Below are 17,869 nucleotides of genomic sequence, written 5' to 3'. Positions count from 1 at the left end.
CCTCCTGGGTAGTGGTTGCAATACCGGCGTGGGCCGGCTTAAAGCGGCCGCGCCCGGCGTCGCAATGCCCGCGCAGGCGGCTGGCCATGCAGGTAGCAGCGAATGCGGTGCGTGGGCCACAACGTAGTGCCGTCAAGTTCGGCCACGGCTTGCAGGCTGCCAGCGGCCCCATGGGCAGGGCCCTGTGCGCCTGAAGGCAGCGATGCAGCATGCTCGGCGCGTTCAGCGCCAGGCGCCACCGCACGCTGGAAAAGGCTGGGCAGATCCACAACAAAAAAACGCATGGCCGTTGTCCTTGGCAGGCAGGGCAGAGCACGCAGACGCAGATGGGCGCCAGGGGGCACCGTCACAGCAGGCGGGCCATGCCCCAGCCAAAGGGGCGCGGCCCGTGCAGACGGCACAGATGCAGCAAAGCGGCAAGACGGTAAAGCCACCCACACCGCCATGGCCGACGGGGGCGCACGGGGTACAACAGGGGCTGGGAGAGACGGGGCCGGAGCTTGCACAAGGCAATCCACGGCCCGGGAGCGGGCGTCAGGAGGCCTGGCAGGCAGCAGCCGTCACGGCTTGCTGGGGTTCACTGCAACAACTGGCACTTTCCACGCTGGGGCTCCGGAAATGAAGGTGCGCGATTATTGCGCTGCAACATGACGAGGTCAATGCGTTTTTTTGGCCCTGATGGTCACCCTTCAAACTGGGGATGTAACTGCCGGATGCGGTTCATGGCCATGGCCGCTGCTGCGGTGCGCGTTTCCACCCCCAGCTTGGCGAAAACACGCTCCAAGTGCTTCTTGACGGTGGCAGGGCTGGCGCCCAGGATGTCGCCGATGTCGCGGTTGATCTTGCCCTTGACCACCCAGTACAGCACCTCGGCCTCGCGCGCGGTGAGCTTGAAGGACAGGCTCATGGATTCGATGATCTTGGCATCCGACACCTCGCGCATCACGATGAGCCAGTCGCCGCCGCCGGCGCTGTCGCCAGCCTGCTGGTGCAGACGGAAGGTCAGCCTGCGGGCGCCCTGCTCCACCGCAAGGCGCGGGGGCTCGGCCAGCGAAGCGGCCAGCAGCTCGGCCGCGTTGTCGGCCAGCACATGGCGACGCAGCCAGGCCTGCACCGGCTCGGGCGCCCACTGGCCGAAGGCGGTGGGCGCGCCGTCCGGGCCCACTTCACCAAAGTAACTTTGCAGCAGCTCGCGCGCCAGCGGGGTCTGCCACACGATGCGGCCGTCCACCGCACGCACGGTGATGCTGGCGTAGCCAAACGCATCGAGCGCGTTGCGCGCCTCGCGGGCCTGGCGCGCGTCCTGCCGGGCCTTGCGGGCAGAGCCCAGGTGCACCCCCATGCGCGCCATCACCTCCCGGGGTTTGATGGGCTTGGTCACATAGTCCACGCCGCCCGCCTCCAGCGCGGCCACCAGGTGTTCGGTCTCGGTGAGGCCGGTCATGAAGATGATGGGAATGTGTGCAGTGGCGGGCGATGCTTTGAGGCGCCGGGCCACTTCAAAGCCGTCCATGCCGGGCATCATCGCGTCCAGCAACACGATGTCGGGCAGGGCCTGCGCGGCGCGCTGCAGGGCGGCCTCGCCATGCGTGGCCACCAGCACGGTGTAGCCCGACTCATCCAGCGCGTCGTGCAGCACGGCCAGGTTGTCCGGCACGTCGTCCACGATCAGCACCACATCGCTGTCGGTGCGGTCCAGCGCGGCACCCGGCGCGGCAGGAGCCTGGAAGGGAGGTGGGTTGGCGGTGGTCATCACGAGGGTGCCTGTTCCAGGATCTGGCCCATGGCATCGAACTGGAACTGCTTGGCCAGCTGCCGCATGGTGTCCACAAAAGCGCTGTGCGCGGGCTGGCTGCGTTCAATGTCGTCCAGGGTGTTGAGAATGCCCCGGTAGTAGCCCAAAGACACTGCCTGCGCCAAAGCCGCCAGCGCAGTGGTATTGGGGTATGTGAGGGGTGCGGGCGCCGCAGAGGCCGCCGTGGGCGCTGGCCCGGTGGGGGCCTCGGCAGCCTCGTCGTATTGCCATTGCAGGCCCAGGCGGCGCTCCAGCCAGTCCAGCAGCTCGCTGTGGCGCACGGGCTTGACGATGAAGTCTTCGGGGCTGATCTCCACGTCATTATCGAGCGCCTTGTCGAAGGCATTGGCGGAGACGATGGCACATTGCACGTCTGGTAACCGCATCTGCCGCACACGTCGCAAAGTCTCCCAGCCGTCGATGCCCGGCATGGCCAGGTCCATGAAGATGGCGTGCGGCCGGTAGCCGGTGGCCAGCAGGTCCAGCGCATCGTGGCCGCTGGCCGCTTGGCGCAGCTCAAAGCCCAGGGGTTCCAGCAGTTGCAGCAGCAGTTCGCGGTCGGGCTCTTCGTTGTCCACCACCAGGATGCGGCGGCGCTCGCCTGCATACCCTCTGCGGGCGCGCTGGGCTTGCACCGCCACGGGCGCCGCCGCCTTGCCCAGCGCATCCCCATGCACCTCGGGCAGGAACAGCTTGACGTGGAACACCGAGCCCACGCCGGGGGTGCTGCTCACCGTCAGTTCGCCGCCCATGAGCGCGGTGAGCATCTTGGCAATGGTCAGGCCCAGGCCTGCGCCCGGCGCGGCCGTGGTGCTGCCGCCGCCCGAGCCGCCGCGTGCAAAGGGCTCGAAGATGCGCTCGATCTCCTCGGCCGTGAGGCCCGGCCCCGTGTCCTGCACCTCGATGCGCGCCATCTCGCGCGCATGGCGCACGCGCAGCGTGACAGTGCCGTGCACGGTGAACTTGACGGCGTTGCCCAGCAGGTTGATGAGGATCTGGCGCAGTCGCTTGTCGTCGGCGCGTACCACTTCAGGAATCACGCCTTGCACATCGAAAGTGAAGGCCAGGCCCTTGGCGGCAGCTTGCAGTTCGAACAGGCTGGCCATCTCGTGCAGCCCGTCCGCAAAGCGCATGGGCGCCACGTCGAGCGTGAGCTTGCCCGACTCGATGCGCGCGATGTCGAGCGTGCCCTCGATGAGCGACAACAAATGCTCGCCGCCGCGCCGGATCACATGCACCGCCTGCTTGCGGTGCGGGGGCACACCCGCGTCTTCGCCCATGAGCTGGGCATAGCCCAGGATGGAGTTGAGCGGCGTGCGGATCTCGTGGCTGATGGCGCTGATGTAGCGGCTCTTGGCCTGGTTGGCCTGGTCAGCCGCGCGCTGAGCCGCTTCGGCCACCTGGCGCGCCTGCTCGGCCACGCTGCGCGCGGTCTGCAGCGCCTCATCAGTCTGGCGGTGCAGCTCGATCTCGCGCACCAGCAGGCCGGTCTGGCGATTGGATTCCTCCTGCGCCACCTGGCGGCTCTTGTGCGCCAGCACCAGCCACCAGGCCACGATGCCCGAGATCACCAGCAGCGCGAGATACGCCTTGAGCAGACCCGAGCGCAGCGCCACTTCGGGTGCCGCCATCACCTCGGTGTCCGTGGCCGCCTGGGCGATGGTGTTGAGCTCCTGGTGGTACAGCAGGCCCATCACCGAGGCCAGCAGCGGCGCAATCACCAGCATCAGCAGCAAAAAGTGCCCCAGGCCCGTGTCCAGGTACCGCCACATGGCGCGCGGCAGCACCCAGCGCAAGGCGGCCGACCACTGCACCGCCATGCTCGCGTGGGGCTTGCACAGGTCGCCGCAGCGCGCATCCAGCGTGCAGCACAGCGAGCAGATGGCGCCCCGGTACGCGGGGCACTGGGCCATGTCCGGGGCTTCGTATTCACGCTCGCAGATCACGCAGCGCTGCACGGTGTAGCGTACGTAGCTGCCCAGGTCAGCACCTCGTTGGCCGCTAACCGGTCCGTGCATGGGCACTGCCACCACATCGGTCATCACATCGGTCAATGTGGCGCGCTCGGGCTGGCGCGCAATGTAGTAGCGCCCCCCGGTGGCCCAGGCAATGAGCGGCGCGGTGACAAAGGCCACCGCCATCGCAATCACCGCCGAAAACGCCTGCGGCAGCGGGCCAAACAGCCCCAGGTGCGCGCTGATGGAAAGGATGGACGCCAGCGCCATCGAACCCACGCCCACCGGGTTGATGTCGTACAGATGCGCGCGCTTGAACTCGATGCCCTTGGGCGACAAGCCCAGCGGCTTGTTGATGACGAGGTCGGCCACCACGGACATGATCCAGGCGATGGCGATGTTGGAGTACAGCCCCAGCACCTCGCCCATGGCGCGGAACACGTTCATCTCCATCAGCATGAAGGCAATCAGCGTGTTGAACACCACCCACACCACGCGCCCCGGGTGGCTGTGCGTGAGGCGCGAGAAGAAGTTGGACCACGCCAGCGAGCCCGCGTAGGCGTTGGTCACGTTGATCTTGAGCTGCGAGACCACCACAAACAAGGCCGTGGCCGCCACCGCCCAGCCGTAGTTGGGGAACACATATTCATAGGCGGCCAGGTACATCTGGTTAGGGTCCACCGCCCGGTCGGCGGGAACCATGTGGGTGAGCGCCAGATAGGCGAGCAGCGCGCCGCCCAGCATCTTGAGAACCCCCAGCACCACCCAGCCCGGCCCGCCCACCAGCACGCCCAGCCACCAGAGCCCGCGCGTGGCAGGCGTGCGGGCGGGCATGAAGCGCAGGTAGTCAGCCTGCTCCCCCATTTGGGTGATGAGTGCAATGCCCACCGTGAGTGCTGCACCAAACAAGGGCAGTTGGAACGTGGCGCCGCGCATCGATTCACCACCGTAGTGCACAACCCCGGAAAACGCACCAGGATCGCGCACTAGCACATAGGCAAACGGCACCACCAGCATCACCAGCCACAGCGGCTGCGTCCACACCTGCAGGCGGCTGATGGCGGACACGCCGTGCGTGACCAGCGGAATCACCACAATGGCGCAGATGAGGTAGCCCCAGGTGGGCGGGATGTCGAGTGCCAGCTCCAGCGCATAGGCCATCACGGCCGCCTCCAGCGCGAAGAAGATGAAGGTGAAGCTGGCGTAGATCAGCGAGGTGAGCGTGGAGCCGATGTAGCCAAAGCCCGCGCCGCGCGTGAGCAGGTCCATGTCCACCCCATAGCGCGCCGCATACACGCTGATGGGCAGCCCCGCCAGGAAGATGATGAGCCCCGTGGCCACGATGGCCCAGAAGGCATTGATGAAGCCGTACTGCACCAGCAGCGTGGCGCCCACGGCCTCCAGGATCAGGAACGAGGCCGCACCAAACGCCGTGTTGGCCACCCGCCATTCGGACCATTTGCGAAAGCGCTGCGGCGTGTAGCGCAGCGCGTAGTCCTCCATGGTCTCGGTGGCCACCCAGCTGTTGTAGTCGCGCCGGACCTTCACGACCTGCTGCGGCGCCTGCGCGTCGGCATCCGGCCCCAAGGCTGCTGCCGAGGCCGCGTCGGGCGGTGCAAGGGGGGCGGTGGAAAGGGGCATGGGCAAAGGACGACGGCAGCCCTTGCAAGTGCAGTTTCCATGCCACGATTCGCCTTCACGTCCAGCGCACCTTCGCCCTCTGGCGTATGGCGGGCACGGGGCTTGCTGCCTATGATGAATCCGTTGCCCTCAGGACCGCCCGGTCAGGACAACCTGCCACACGAGCCCATCCAGCCTTGAATTGAGTAGAACGACATGGAACTGACCCCTCGCGTTCGACCGCCTCGGCGGTCGCGCGAGCCATTTACCCCAGCATTGAGTGCAACGATATGGAACTGACTCCTCGCGAAAAAGACAAGCTGCTGATCTTCACTGCCGCCCTGCTGGCCGAGCGCCGCAAGGCCCGGGGGCTGAAGCTCAACTACCCCGAGGCTGTCGCCCTGATCAGTGCCGCCGTGATGGAAGGCGCGCGCGACGGCAAGACCGTGGCGCAGCTCATGAGCGAAGGCCGCACCGTGCTGACCCGCGCGGACGTGATGGAAGGCATCCCCGAGATGATTCCGGACATCCAGGTGGAGGCTACCTTCCCCGACGGCACCAAGCTCGTCACCGTCCATCAGCCGATCGTCTGACCCCTTTTCTCCCCCTCTTCTCTCCGTGGAGCCCCCCCATGCGCATCACACCCTCACACCGTCACACAGCCGCTCTTCTCTTCATAGCAGCCAGTGCAATCAGTTCTGGCGCCTTCGCCCATACCGGCGCTGAATCCCACATCCACAACAGTTTTCTGAGCGGCTTGGCCCACCCCCTGTTCGGCCTGGACCACCTGGCCGCCATGGTGGCCGTGGGCCTGTGGAGCGCCCTGTCCGCGCGCCGTGCTGGACGCGAACTGCTGTGGGGCCCCGTGGGCTTTGCGGCCATGTTGCTGGCAGGCGCCGTGCTGGGCCTGCAGGGCGTGACACTGCCTGCGGTGGAGCCGATGATTGCCGCGTCGCTGCTGGCCACGGGCCTGCTCGTCGTGTCGCGCCTGCGCGTTCCCGGCCTCATGGCCGCGCTGAGCGTGGGCGTGTTTGCCGTCTTTCACGGCGTGGCCCACGGCGTCGAGCTGGCGGGCAGCCACAGCGCCTGGCAAACCCTGGCGGGCATGCTGACGGCCACCGTGCTGCTGCATGGCGCGGGGCTGGCGGCAGGCTGGGCACTTCGCCATCGCACCGTGTGGCTCAGCCACGCTGCAGGCGCTGCCGTGGCGCTGATGGGTGGTGCCCTGCTGGCCCAGATGGTCTGACAGGTCTGACTGGCGTCATGCATACCGACACCGCAGCAGCCCACCCCTCAAGGACCCGACCATGATCCCTGGCGAACTCTTTACCGAACCCGGCGAGCACGCGCTCAACACCGGCCGCCGTACGCTGACCGTCGTGGTGCGCAACACCGGCGACCGGCCCATCCAGGTGGGCTCGCACTACCACTTTGCCGAGACCAACAACGCCCTGGGCTTTGACCGTGTGGCTGCACGCGGCATGCGGCTCAACATCGCATCCGGCACCGCCGTGCGCTTTGAACCCGGCCAGGAGCGCACCGTGGAGCTGGTGGACTACGCGGGCGAGCGCCGCGTGTTCGGCTTTCAGGGCCTGACGCAGGGCCCGCTGTAGCAAACTCAAGCCCAATTGGCCGATAGCGCCGGTATCAATTGCCCCAGCAGCTATCAAAAACATAGTAAACCGTTCTTGCGGAGCACCCCTCACATGGCAACCATTGGACGACGCGCCTACGCCGAGATGTTCGGCCCCACGGTGGGCGACCGCGTGCGCCTGGCCGACACCGAACTCATTCTCGAAGTCGAGGCCGACCACACCCTGCGGGCTGGCAGCTACGGCGAAGAGGTGAAGTTTGGCGGCGGCAAGACGATTCGCGACGGTATGGCACAGAGCCAGCGCAGCAACGCACAAGGCGCGGTGGACACAGTGCTGACCAACGCCCTGGTGGTAGACCACACCGGCATCTTCAAGGCCGACATCGGCCTGCGCGCAGGCCGCATCGCCGCCATCGGCAAAGCCGGCAACCCCGACACCCAGCCCGGCGTGGACATCGTCATCGGCCCCGGCACGGAGGTCATCAGCTGCGAGGGCAACATCGTCACCGCAGGCGGCATCGACAGCCACATCCACTTCATCTGCCCGCAGCAGATCGAAGAGGCCCTGGCCAGCGGCGTGACCACCATGCTGGGCGGCGGCACTGGCCCCGCCACGGGCACGCTGGCCACCACCTGCACGTCGGGGCCCCTCAATATGGAGCGCATGCTGCAGGCGGCCGACGCCTTCCCCATGAACCTCGGCTTCCTCGGCAAGGGCAACGCCAGCCTGCCCGATGCGCTGCACGAGCAGATCAACGCGGGCGCCATTGGCCTCAAGCTCCACGAAGACTGGGGCACCACGCCCTCGGCCATCAGCAACTGCCTGGATGTGGCCGAAGCCACCGACACGCAGGTGGCCATCCACAGCGACACGCTTAACGAATCGGGCTTTGTGGAGAACACCATTGCCGCCGTGGGCGGGCGCGGGATCTGCGCCTTCCACACTGAGGGCGCGGGCGGCGGCCATGCACCGGACATCCTGCGCGTGGTGGGCGAAGACAACTTTCTGCCCAGCTCCACCAACCCCACCATGCCGTACACGCACAACACGCTGGACGAGCATGTGGACATGCTCATGGTGTGCCACCACCTCGATGCCAGCATTGCCGAAGACCTGGCCTTTGCCGAGAGCCGCATCCGCAAGGAGACGATTGCGGCCGAGGACATCCTGCACGACCTGGGCGCCATCAGCATGATGTCGAGCGACAGCCAGGCCATGGGCCGCGTGGGCGAGGTCATCCTGCGCACCTGGCAGACGGCGCACAAGATGAAGGTGCAGCGCGGCAGCTTGCAAGGTGACACGGCCCGCAACGACAACACGCGCATCAAGCGCTACGTGGCCAAATACACCATCAACCCCGCGATTGCGCATGGCATCAGCCACGAGGTGGGCTCGCTCGAAGTGGGCAAATGGGCCGACATCGTGATCTGGAAGCCCGCATTCTTCGGCGTGAAGCCCGCGCTCATCCTGAAGGGCGGGCTGATCGCCATGGCTGCGATGGGCGACCCCAATGCCTCCATCCCCACACCGCAGCCCGTGCACTACCGGCCCATGTTTGGCGCGTTTGGCGGGGCCATCGCCAAAACGTCGCTCACCTTTGTCTCGCAGGCAGGGTTGGCTGCTGGCATTGGCGAGCGCTTTGGCCTGCGCAAGACGCTTTCCGCCGTGCGCAACATCCGCGGCATCCGCAAGCGCGACATGGTGCACAACAGCTACACGCCCAAGATGGAGGTGGACGCGCAGACCTACACCGTGCGCGCCGACGGCCAGCTGCTCACCTGTGAAGCGGCCACCGTGCTGCCCATGGCACAGCGCTACTTCCTGTTCTGAGGTCGCTTCCCATGAATGCCTTGCTGCAAGACCTGCGGATCCGCCTGGACGACCTGACCGATCCCCGCATCGAAGCCTTCATGCAGGAGCATTTGAAGGACATGCGTGCCACCTCACCACCGGAGAGCGTGCACGCGCTCGACATGGTGCAACTGCGCCAGCCTGAGATCCGCTTCTGGACGGCCTGGCGCGGCGATGACGAGCTGGTGGGTACTGGTGCACTCAAGCACCTGGATGCCGACCATGCCGAGCTCAAGTCCATGCGCACAGCAGCCAGCGTGCGTGGCCAGGGGGTGGGCCGGGCCGTGCTGGAACACATCCTGGGCCAGGCGGTCGACCTGGGCTACCAGCGCATCAGCCTGGAAACGGGCACCCAGCCCTTCTTTGAACCCGCGCACCAGCTCTACCTGCGCTATGGCTTTACCGACTGTGCACCATTCGGCAGCTACCGGCCCGATCCCCACAGCCGCTACATGAGCCGCACCCTGTAGCGCATCCGCGCATCGCCTTTCGGCCAGGGCCACAATGTTGACCTCGCCTTTCCGGCTCCGCCCTTCCCTCTTGCCATGATCCAGGTCTCCAAACTTCTCCCCCAAGGCCAAGGCCTCGCTCCCGTACTGCTCAAGCGCGCCACCACCGTCGAGCTGGACTGGGACGTGCGCCAGAAAAGCCGCTTTGCAGCCACCGACTCGGCCGGACGCGCACTGGGCATCTTCCTGCCCCGTGGCACCCTGGTGCGCGGCGGCGATGTGCTGGTGGCCGAAGACGGTTCCATGGTGCGCGTGATCGCAGCGCCGCAGCCGGTGCAGGTCATCACCCACTGCCAACAACACGGCACACCGTTTGACCTGACCCGCGCCGCCTACCACCTGGGCAACCGCCACGTGCCCATCGAGCTGCAGCCCGACCACCTCAAGATCGAGCCTGACCACGTGCTGGCCGACATGCTGCGCGCCATGCACCTCATCGTGAACGAGCAAAACCTGCCGTTTGAACCCGAAGGCGGTGCCTATGCTGCGGGGCATGGCGGCGGGCACCACCATGGGGGTCACGGCCATAGCCACGATCACGACCACGAGCATGGTCACGCGCACGATCATGGCCATGACCACGGGCACACTCACACAGAGGTACCGGCTGCGGCCACGCCCCTAGCCCGAGGCCGCACGGTGCCCATCCCCGTGGTGGCCCAAGGGCACGTGCACGGCCCGAACTGCAACCACGACCACTGAGCCACCGCCCATGCGCCTGGACCGCCCCACGCGGCTGCCGGCCGCCAGCTTTTTGCAGCTGATGTGGCTGGCCTCCCCTGCACTGCCGGTGGGCGGGTTTTCGTATTCCGAGGGGCTGGAAAGCGCCATTGAAAACGTGGGCCTCGCCAGCGAAACCGCCGTGGGTGACTGGCTGCAGGACCAGCTCCACATCACCCAGGCCCGGGGCGACATGGCCCTCATCGCCAAGGCTGTGGGTGCGTGGCGGCGCGCCGACTGGGCGCATGTGCGCGAACTCAACGACTGGGTGCTGCACACCCGAGAAACGAGCGAACTGCGCCTGCAGACCGAGCAAATGGGCCGATCGATGGCCGACTGGCTGCGCAATCAGAACCAGGGCGACGAGACCCTGATGCCCGCCGTGCGCCACCTGGCCGCATTACCCCCCACCTACCCTGTGGCATTCGCACTGGCCTCATCCACCACCCAGGCGCCCGTGCGCGACGTCCTGCTGGCCTACGCTTTTGGCTGGGCGGAGAACATGGTGCAGGCCGCCCTCAAATCCATGCAGCTGGGCCAAAGCGCCGGCCAGCGCATCCTGGCCCGGCTGGCCGATGCCATCCCAGCCGCAGCCGACCATGCCATCGGGCTGATGGACAGCGAGCGCCAGGCCTTTTCGCCCATGCTCGCCATCCTGTCAGCCCAGCACGAAAACCAATACTCCCGACTCTTCCGATCATGACCACCAGCAACCTGCACCACGTCCCGAACCGCACCAAGAACCTGCCGCCCCTGCGCGTGGGTATCGGTGGCCCCGTTGGCTCCGGCAAGACCACGCTGCTGGAAATGCTGTGCAAGACCATGCGCGATGACTATGACCTCATCGCCATCACCAACGACATCTACACCAAGGAAGACCAGCGCCTGCTCACCGTGAGCGGCGCGCTGCCCGCAGAGCGCATCCTTGGCGTGGAAACCGGCGGCTGCCCCCACACCGCCATCCGCGAGGATTGCTCCATCAACTTGGAGGCCATCGACCGCATGCTGGGCGAGTTCCCCAACGCCGACATCGTGTTTGTGGAAAGCGGCGGCGACAACCTGGCCGCCACCTTCAGCCCCGAGCTGAGCGACCTCACCATCTACGTCATCGACGTGGCCGCTGGCGAAAAAATCCCCCGCAAGGGCGGCCCTGGCATCACCAAAAGCGACCTGTTCATCATCAACAAGACCGACCTGGCCCCCCACGTGGGCGCCAACCTGGATGTGATGCACGCCGACACCACCCGCATGCGCACCAACGCCCAGGGCCTCAAGCCGTTTGTGATGACCAACCTCAAAACCCTGGCCGGCGTGGCCGATGTGGTCAAGTTCATCGAGACCCGGGGCATGCTGAAAAAATCAGCACCCGCAGTCGGCTAGAATTCGCGCCTTCCCTCCCGGAGACTTGGGTGAGTGGTTTAAACCAGCAGTCTTGAAAACTGCCGACGGGCAACCGTCCGTGAGTTCGAATCTCACAGTCTCCGCCATGCCTTGACGCGGCTTTTCAGCCGTGCAAGCAGCTCGCTTTCCTTCTCTGCCTCCATGGCCGCAATGGCCATCCACGGTTCGGGCTCTTCTCCCAATTCGATAGCAAAGTTCCCAGCAAGCACTGGGCTTAGCCGTCCCTGCTTGATCGCATGTGACAGCGCTCCAGGAGTGATATTGAACTCTCGCGACCACGCGGCAGCGTTCTTCAAGACCAGCGCTTTTTGCAGCAAATCCATCGTCTGAGGCATGTTTAGAACCCTTCAATATTGAGGGGATTTCACCACAAAGCGCTTTGTGATTGTTTGAGGGGCTTTCAACATTCGGGCTATTGAAACCATTTCAATACGCACGGAGCCGCCATGAGCCCAAAACCACTGTTTCGCACACCCTCAGCCACCAAAGGCGCTGCACGCGCTGTGGCGGCTCCTGCAGCGCCTGCGCTGGGGGTGTGCACCCTCAAGGGCCAATCCGGCGCCGGGATGCTCAACACATGGCATTCGATTGCAACCCTCGTTGAGGGCATGCCGCAGCGCGCCGCAGCCGCGCCCAGCAAGCGGAGCGCGGGCGCGGCAGCGACGCGCGGTATCCCAACCCTCCCCGTTGGTAATCACGGGGAGAACCTGAACGAGTCACAAGCATGACCCGCGCAAAGAAAACCGACCTCGTTCTCGACGGCAACGAAGTGAAGTTGCGTCTCACTGCAGAGCGGACCAAAACGAAGCAGCCCGTTCATGTCGATTGGGTCCGCTTCACCTGCACCCTGCGCAACGCGCCCACGCCCACGATTGAAGACCTGTTCCCTCTGCACGACGGTGCGCGCTGGTCTGACGATGTGCCCCACGTTGAACGCGCTGCACGCCTTGCCGAACTGCTGCGAGACATGCCCGATGCAGACTTTGCGGCCAGCGTCCAGGCCAAGGCCCTGGCCGAGCAAGCATGCGAAGCCCTCGGCCCAGAGTTCAGCGTGTTCCCTGAAATCCGCAAGGGCCACGACTTCTACCGCTTTCGCTGGTCCATCGTTCGCAATGAGGTTGAATGCGGTTGGGTCGGCTACCTCTCCAGTGGCGACAGCCCCCGCCAGCACGCGCAGGCCCGCACCATTCACTGCAACCTCTACGGCACCGCCTGCACCTTCGCCCGCCACGGCTTCAATCAACGTCTCGCCGCCATCGTGGAGCGCACCGAAGCCACGATCACCCGCGTAGACCTCGCCCTCGATTTCTTCGACGGTTTCGCCGGTGGCATGGACCGCGTGCAGGCCGACTACAAGGCAGGGTTGATGGACCACCATGGCCGCACACCCAGCTGCAATCAGGTCGGTGATTGGTGCAACGGGCGCGCCCGCTCCTTCTACTTCGGCAGCAAGGAAGCAGGCAAACAAACCAACGTGTACGAAAAGGGGCACCAGCTCTTCGGCCCGAAGGATGACAGCCCATGGCTGCGCGTTGAGCTGCGCTACGGCAACAAGCTGCGCGTTCTCTCGCCCGACATGCTGCGTCGTCCTGCCGACTTCTTTGCAGGGGCCAGTGAATGGCACGCAGCCATGCTGCGCGAAGCCGGATCACAGGCCACGCCCGAGCCTGTACGCACCACGCAGCGCCTCGCCGCTGAAACCATTTGCGCCGAGGTCAAGCGCAACGTGCAGTGGCTCATGGACACCGCCGCGCCCAGCATCGCGCTGTGCTTCAAGCACCTCGGCAACACGCAGTTCATCGAAGAAATCCTGTTCAACAAAAAAGCGCCTGGACGGCTCCAGCGCTTCAACGAAAACGAGATTGCAGGTGCATTTGATCGCGCCTTCCATCGTGTTCTCGCACCTGGGCGTGGCCGGTCCGGGATGCAACCAGCTTAGGCCGTAACCAAGGATCAAAAAATGAAGATGACCAGCAAAGCCGTGTTGCACGGTATCAAGCAATCCAAGGGCGAGATTGAAGGCCGTCCCTTCGACTCCACCACCTTCCACCTGTCCGTGGACATTGCCCAAACCAGCAGCGGCGAATCCATCGGCGTTGTCACTCGCCCCTTCAAGCTCGGTGATTCCACAGAGTTCCAGAAGTGGGCACACCTCAAGAACTCTTGGCCCCTTGGCGGCGTCATGTGCGAGTGCGAATTCGACATCGTGGCCGGTGCTGAGAACACCACGAAATTGACGCTGCTGGCGATCAAGCCCGCTGCCCAAGCCAAGGCCGCGTAAGGCCCGAAGGCACCCCATGCGCAACGTGATTCAGTCCCGCACAACAGGCGCTTTCCTTGCGCCGTCTTTCGAGGACGGACAGCCGGAGTGGGTCATGTTGCTCTGCGAAGCCGCAGTGGTGGAAGACCTCGAAACCTGCGTGCAGCTGATCGAGGACCACACCGAGCCATTCCACCGGCCACAGGTCATCGACCTGGACGACCTCTACAAAAAGCAGGAGCCACACTTTGGAAATTGACCTCGCATTCTTCGCCCAGCGCGTGGCAATGCTCGCCCTCCTGGCGGGCTTCGTCGGCGGGTTGTTGTTCGTACTGGTGCATGGCGCGGTAGTCGCCCTCTCTGAGCGTCTGCGCTCTCGCGCAAGCACTGCCGAGCGCATCGCCCAGGCACGCCTGCGGGCGCAAGCAATCCTGCGGGCCATGCCACGTGGCTGACCCCACCGTCATCGAATGCCCCAGCGCCTGCACGGTGACTGTGGTGCATGAATTAAGCCTCCCTCCGCTGCAACTCGATACAGCGGATGGAGCAGCCATCGCGGGCGCCGTCCTCGCGGTCTGGGCTGTCGGCTGGGCATTTCGCATGCTCATCCGCGCCCTGCACATCGACGGCAATTCATCAACTACCAAAGAGGAAATCTGACATGCAAAAAACCTTCAATCGCTCGCTCGTCGCCGTTGCCGCTCTGGCCGGTGCTGCTGCTGCAAACGCCGCCGCAGTCGACGTGACGGCCGTCACTGCAGACATTGCTTTGCAGGCTGCACCTATCGCCGCTGTCGGCGCCGCTGTGCTCATCCTGCACGTGGGCGTCAAGGCCTTTAAGTGGGTGCGTCAAGCCCTGTCCTAAGCGGCCCTCGCATGTGTCCCTGACCGGCCGGCAGGGGCCTTGCAAAAGCTCACGAGGGGTGAGCTTCTACAAGGTGCAAAACAAATGGGCCTCTTTGTCATCATCGCAATCTTGGGGGCCGCATGGCTGATCTTTACCGCCTGATCGTCGCGGTCCTGCTTCTGTGCTTCGGGCCTCCCGCGCTGGCCGACGGTGGCCCCTTCCCTGCAACGCCCGGGCAGTGGAATACAGCCTCTTGCAACTCCACCAATTTCCCTGTCGGTCAACTTGGCGCCGGTATCTCCGCCAGTTGGACGTGCAAGGCCACGGCGAATCCCAAGGTGCAGGACTGCGGCTACACCTACAACAACGGGTATTACGACGGCAAATGCACCCAGCAAAAGGGGCCAGACTCCTGCCCCTCCGGCTCAACCATGAGCACTAGCGGCTCTGGTGCCTCTGTCTGCACATGCGGCGCTGGCTTGGTGCCATTCGATGGCGGCTGCAAAGAGAAGCCTCAATGTCAGCCGGGCACTCACGATGACGGCACAGGTCATTGCGTTCGCGACAACTGCAAAGAGGACGAAACCCGGGTTGGTGAAGACTGCATCAAAGACCCGCCATGTCCTCCCGGAACCACCCGCGTTGGTAAGAAGTGCAAGCCCAACAAATGCAAGGCGGGCACCTCTGCTGGCGACTACACCGACTTAAGCGATAGCGTCACCTACCTGTGCGAAATGTCCGATGGGCTCAACTGCCAAGTGCGTGTAAAGCCCACCATTTGCGTCCGTTTCGACGGTCAAGAAAGCTGCACCGGAGCGGGCGTCTTCACTGGCGCCGCTTGTACCGGTGGCAACGGCGGCACAGGCGGCGGCAATGGCCCCAGCGATAACGGCGGCGACAACGGTGGCAGTAACGGCGGAACCGGTAATGGCGGCACCGGCAACGGTGGCACCGGCAACGGCGGCACAGGTAACGGCGGTAACGGTACGGGCGGCGGCGGCACAGGTAACGGCGGCACCGGCAACGGTGGCACCGGCAATGGCGGCACAGGCAACGGTGGGACCGGCAATGGCGGCACAGGTAACGGCGGTACTGGCAATGGCGGCACCGCCAATGGCGGCACAGGTAACGGCGGCACCGGCAATGGTGGGTCCGGCCCCAGCACCGGCACTGGTGGCCCTACGCTTCCGCCTCCGATCGTTATTCCTCCCCCGCCCGATGGCAAGTGCCCTCCTGGCTTTCACAAAAGCGGAGATTGGTGCGTCAAAAACCCTGAAGCACCAGACGGCGACGGCAAATGCCCCGAGGGCTCCATAAAGATCAACGGCAAGTGTGTCTACACAGAACCCCCCTCGGGTGGCGGTGGTGGTACTGGCACAGGTGGTGGCGGCACCGGCAATGGCAACGGTGATGGAGAGGATGACGGCAGCGGCTTTGGTGGCTCCTGCATGTCTGGCTACGCTTGTGAAGGTGACGCGATCCAGTGCGCCATAGCGAAAGAGCAGTACGCCCGCAACTGCAAGCTGTTCGACGATACAAGCGCTGAATCTGACCTCTACAACGCCAACAAGGGCAAGACCGGCAACCAGACCGGCGACCTGCCCGGCAATGAAACCATCAGCCTGAGCGGTCGCATCGACACATCAGACCCGCTCGGCGGCGGTGGCTGTATCGGAGATTTGAGCGTCACTGTGTGGGGCCAGGGCGTGTCATTGCCCCTGTCCAACCTCTGCCAGTACCTCGCCATGCTCGGCAATATCTTGGTGGCCGTGTCAATGCTCCTGGCCGCCCGCATCGTCACAAGGGGATAACACCATGCCCATTTTTGTTGCTGCCATCGGCGGCATGTTGATCAACCTCGTAGGCACGCTCGCGGGCCGCATCCTGATCGCCTTGGGCATCAGCGTTGTGACCTATACCGGCGTGTCATCGTCCCTCGATTGGATGAAGGCCGGGGCACTGGCCGCGCTCGGTGGCCTGCCTGCTGAATTGATCGGACTGATTGGCTTCATGAAGGTGGGTGTGTGCATCAGCATCATCACCAGCGCCATTGCGGCCCGGGCCATCGTCAGCGGCATCAGCGGCGACAGCTTCAAGAAATGGGTCATGAAATGATCTACCTGACCACCGGAGCGAACGGCGCCGGAAAAACGTTGATCACCCTGCGCGATGTGCGCGCACAGCAGCTCAAGGAAAACCGCCCGGTCTACTATCACGGCTTCGACATGGACGAGGCCAAGGCAGCGGAATTCGGCTGGCAGAAGTTCGACCCCAAGAAGTGGCAAGACCTGCCTGATGGCTCCATCTGCGTGATGGACGAATGCCAAAACGAATTCCCGCTCAGGCGCTCAGGCTCTGACGTTCCGGACTACGTGCAGGCCATCGCACAGCATCGGCGGCGGCGCGGCTTTGACTTCTGGATGATCTGCCCGCACCCATCGCTGATCGATGTGTTTGTGCGTCGCCTGATCGACAAGCCTTCATGGCACCGCCACCTGAAGCGGGCCTTTGGCGCCGATGTGGTGAGCGTTCTTCGCTTCTCAAGCCCGGACATGAAGTGCGAAGAACCCGGCGCAGGCGCACGCGGCGAAGTCTCGATGGTGGGCTATCCGAAAGAGGTCTACAGCTGGTATCGCTCGGCCAGCCTGCACACCGGGAAAAAGAAGATCCCTCGGGCCGTCTTTGTCCTGGCCGCGTGCGCCATCGCCGTTCCTGCGGCGCTGTACTTCGCAGTCACCGGCGTTTACAAGAACGCCACTAAGCAGGCCAAACCCGCTACAGAAACCACAGCAAACCAGCCAGGCACAAATGCGGCCAGTTCACCTAGTCAAAACCTGCGGCAAGTCGCCCAGGTGATGACTGCGGATGAATACATTGCGCACCGCGTGCCTCGGCTGCAGGACTTTGCGCACACTGCACCGGCTTACGATGAAGTCACGAAGCCCACCGAGGCTCCATACCCTGCCGCGTGCGTGCACATGGGCAAGGTCTGCAACTGCTACACCCAGCAAGCCACCCTATTGCATGTGAGTCCGGCTGTGTGCATGCAGATCGTGGCGCAAGGCTTCTTCATGGACTGGAAAACGGCCAGCAAGGGCGAATACAGCCACCGCGACAGGGGCGACTATCAGCAGGGCCGCAACATGCCGCCAACGGGCCAGCAAATGGCACAAGCAGCCCCGGTTCGCACCGTGCCAGTGCCCGACCCAGCGCACAAACATCCGCAGGTGCAATCGACGTCTGAATGGGCGCAAGGGCTCGCAGCGCGCAATGCACAAGTGCGCTCCAGCTTGATCCAGTGAGGCTGGTTCTTCAC

The 17,869-nt window shown here is 64.7% G+C and carries 21 protein-coding genes and 1 tRNA gene; 18 read left to right on the top strand and 4 right to left on the bottom strand.

The features are described 5' to 3' along the window. Nucleotides 1–38 precede the first annotated feature (38 nt). The 3 genes from ASD75_RS18765 to ASD75_RS18755 all read right to left on the bottom strand — a co-directional run bounded on the left by ASD75_RS18765 (nucleotide 39) and on the right by ASD75_RS18755 (nucleotide 5,391). A complete protein-coding gene (locus ASD75_RS18765; RefSeq protein WP_056747347.1) occupies nucleotides 39–284 on the bottom strand; it encodes a hypothetical protein in 246 nt (81 codons plus the stop codon). A gap of 398 nt (nucleotides 285–682) precedes the next feature. Further along, a complete protein-coding gene (locus ASD75_RS18760; RefSeq protein WP_056747346.1) occupies nucleotides 683–1,753 on the bottom strand; it encodes a response regulator in 1,071 nt (356 codons plus the stop codon). Continuing rightward, nucleotides 1,753–5,391 (bottom strand): ATP-binding protein, encoded by a 3,639-nt coding sequence (locus ASD75_RS18755; RefSeq protein WP_056747345.1) that lies wholly within the window; start codon nucleotides 5,389–5,391, stop codon nucleotides 1,753–1,755. Before ASD75_RS18755 ends, ASD75_RS18760 begins: the two co-directional genes overlap by 1 nt. A gap of 269 nt (nucleotides 5,392–5,660) precedes the next feature. Here ASD75_RS18755 and ASD75_RS18750 point away from each other — a divergent pair, with 269 nt between their 5' ends. The 9 genes from ASD75_RS18750 (at nucleotide 5,661) to ASD75_RS18710 (ending at nucleotide 11,532) form a co-directional block, all read left to right on the top strand. Next, nucleotides 5,661–5,963 (top strand): urease subunit gamma, encoded by a 303-nt coding sequence (locus ASD75_RS18750; RefSeq protein ID WP_015012806.1) that lies wholly within the window; start codon nucleotides 5,661–5,663, stop codon nucleotides 5,961–5,963. A 38-nt stretch (nucleotides 5,964–6,001) separates the two neighbouring features. Beyond that, nucleotides 6,002–6,616 carry a HupE/UreJ family protein gene (locus ASD75_RS18745; RefSeq protein WP_056747344.1) on the top strand — a complete coding sequence of 205 codons (615 nt, stop codon included), beginning with the start codon at nucleotides 6,002–6,004 and terminating at the stop codon, nucleotides 6,614–6,616. Between the two features lie 61 nt (nucleotides 6,617–6,677). Continuing rightward, nucleotides 6,678–6,983: an urease subunit beta gene (locus tag ASD75_RS18740; RefSeq protein ID WP_056747343.1), complete on the top strand. Its 306-nt coding sequence runs from the start codon at nucleotides 6,678–6,680 to the stop codon at nucleotides 6,981–6,983. A 93-nt stretch (nucleotides 6,984–7,076) separates the two neighbouring features. Next, a complete protein-coding gene (ureC, locus tag ASD75_RS18735; RefSeq protein ID WP_056747342.1) occupies nucleotides 7,077–8,795 on the top strand; it encodes an urease subunit alpha in 1,719 nt (572 codons plus the stop codon). A gap of 11 nt (nucleotides 8,796–8,806) precedes the next feature. Beyond that, nucleotides 8,807–9,286, top strand: coding sequence for a GNAT family N-acetyltransferase (locus ASD75_RS18730; RefSeq protein ID WP_056747341.1), 480 nt, complete (start codon nucleotides 8,807–8,809; stop codon nucleotides 9,284–9,286). A gap of 75 nt (nucleotides 9,287–9,361) precedes the next feature. Beyond that, complete coding sequence (gene ureE / locus ASD75_RS18725; RefSeq protein WP_056747340.1) at nucleotides 9,362–10,027, top strand: urease accessory protein UreE; 666 nt, start codon at nucleotides 9,362–9,364, stop codon at nucleotides 10,025–10,027. A gap of 10 nt (nucleotides 10,028–10,037) precedes the next feature. After that, on the top strand, nucleotides 10,038–10,748 hold the full coding sequence (locus tag ASD75_RS18720; protein WP_056747339.1) for an urease accessory protein UreF: 711 nt from the start codon (nucleotides 10,038–10,040) through the stop codon (nucleotides 10,746–10,748). Next, entirely contained in the window at nucleotides 10,745–11,425 is a 681-nt protein-coding gene (ureG, locus tag ASD75_RS18715) for an urease accessory protein UreG (protein WP_056060569.1), read from the top strand. The genes ASD75_RS18720 and ureG overlap by 4 nt, the downstream gene beginning before the upstream one ends. Nucleotides 11,426–11,444: 19 nt before the next feature. Then, nucleotides 11,445–11,532: transfer RNA gene (locus tag ASD75_RS18710), tRNA-Ser, on the top strand. Here ASD75_RS18710 and ASD75_RS23495 read toward each other — a convergent pair. Continuing rightward, entirely contained in the window at nucleotides 11,518–11,769 is a 252-nt protein-coding gene (locus ASD75_RS23495) for a hypothetical protein (protein ID WP_156401054.1), read from the bottom strand. The genes ASD75_RS18710 and ASD75_RS23495 overlap by 15 nt on opposite strands. 401 nt (nucleotides 11,770–12,170) lie before the next feature. On the opposite strand from ASD75_RS23495, the gene ASD75_RS18705 reads away from it, so the two are divergent. The 9 genes from ASD75_RS18705 to ASD75_RS18670 all read left to right on the top strand — a co-directional run bounded on the left by ASD75_RS18705 (nucleotide 12,171) and on the right by ASD75_RS18670 (nucleotide 17,855). Further along, a complete protein-coding gene (locus ASD75_RS18705; RefSeq protein WP_056747338.1) occupies nucleotides 12,171–13,385 on the top strand; it encodes a replication initiation factor domain-containing protein in 1,215 nt (404 codons plus the stop codon). A gap of 21 nt (nucleotides 13,386–13,406) precedes the next feature. Beyond that, on the top strand, nucleotides 13,407–13,727 hold the full coding sequence (locus ASD75_RS18700) for a hypothetical protein (RefSeq protein WP_056747337.1): 321 nt from the start codon (nucleotides 13,407–13,409) through the stop codon (nucleotides 13,725–13,727). A gap of 16 nt (nucleotides 13,728–13,743) precedes the next feature. Next, nucleotides 13,744–13,965 carry a hypothetical protein gene (locus tag ASD75_RS23810; protein WP_156401053.1) on the top strand — a complete coding sequence of 74 codons (222 nt, stop codon included), beginning with the start codon at nucleotides 13,744–13,746 and terminating at the stop codon, nucleotides 13,963–13,965. Further along, complete coding sequence (locus ASD75_RS18695; protein ID WP_056747336.1) at nucleotides 13,955–14,161, top strand: hypothetical protein; 207 nt, start codon at nucleotides 13,955–13,957, stop codon at nucleotides 14,159–14,161. The genes ASD75_RS23810 and ASD75_RS18695 overlap by 11 nt, the downstream gene beginning before the upstream one ends. Continuing rightward, on the top strand, nucleotides 14,154–14,366 hold the full coding sequence (locus tag ASD75_RS18690; protein WP_056747335.1) for a hypothetical protein: 213 nt from the start codon (nucleotides 14,154–14,156) through the stop codon (nucleotides 14,364–14,366). Before ASD75_RS18695 ends, ASD75_RS18690 begins: the two co-directional genes overlap by 8 nt. A 1-nt stretch (nucleotide 14,367) precedes the next feature. Next, nucleotides 14,368–14,571, top strand: a complete 204-nt coding sequence (locus tag ASD75_RS18685; protein WP_056747334.1) for a major capsid protein — start codon at nucleotides 14,368–14,370, stop codon at nucleotides 14,569–14,571. Between the two features lie 122 nt (nucleotides 14,572–14,693). Beyond that, nucleotides 14,694–16,364 (top strand): virulence factor TspB C-terminal domain-related protein, encoded by a 1,671-nt coding sequence (locus ASD75_RS23950; protein ID WP_200947622.1) that lies wholly within the window; start codon nucleotides 14,694–14,696, stop codon nucleotides 16,362–16,364. 4 nt (nucleotides 16,365–16,368) lie between these two features. After that, the gene (locus tag ASD75_RS18675) at nucleotides 16,369–16,668 is read left to right on the top strand and encodes a DUF2523 family protein (protein ID WP_056747332.1); all 300 of its coding nucleotides are present in this window, start codon (nucleotides 16,369–16,371) and stop codon (nucleotides 16,666–16,668) included. Further along, nucleotides 16,665–17,855 carry a zonular occludens toxin domain-containing protein gene (locus tag ASD75_RS18670; protein ID WP_056747331.1) on the top strand — a complete coding sequence of 397 codons (1,191 nt, stop codon included), beginning with the start codon at nucleotides 16,665–16,667 and terminating at the stop codon, nucleotides 17,853–17,855. Before ASD75_RS18675 ends, ASD75_RS18670 begins: the two co-directional genes overlap by 4 nt. The last annotated feature ends 14 nt before the right edge of the window (nucleotides 17,856–17,869 follow it).

The sequence above is a fragment of the Acidovorax sp. Root568 genome (genome assembly GCF_001427445.1).
GTDB lineage: Bacteria > Pseudomonadota > Gammaproteobacteria > Burkholderiales > Burkholderiaceae_C > Acidovorax > Acidovorax delafieldii.
The sequence above is the reverse complement of the archived record's forward strand: the minus strand, read 5'-3'. Positions and strand labels throughout refer to the sequence as shown.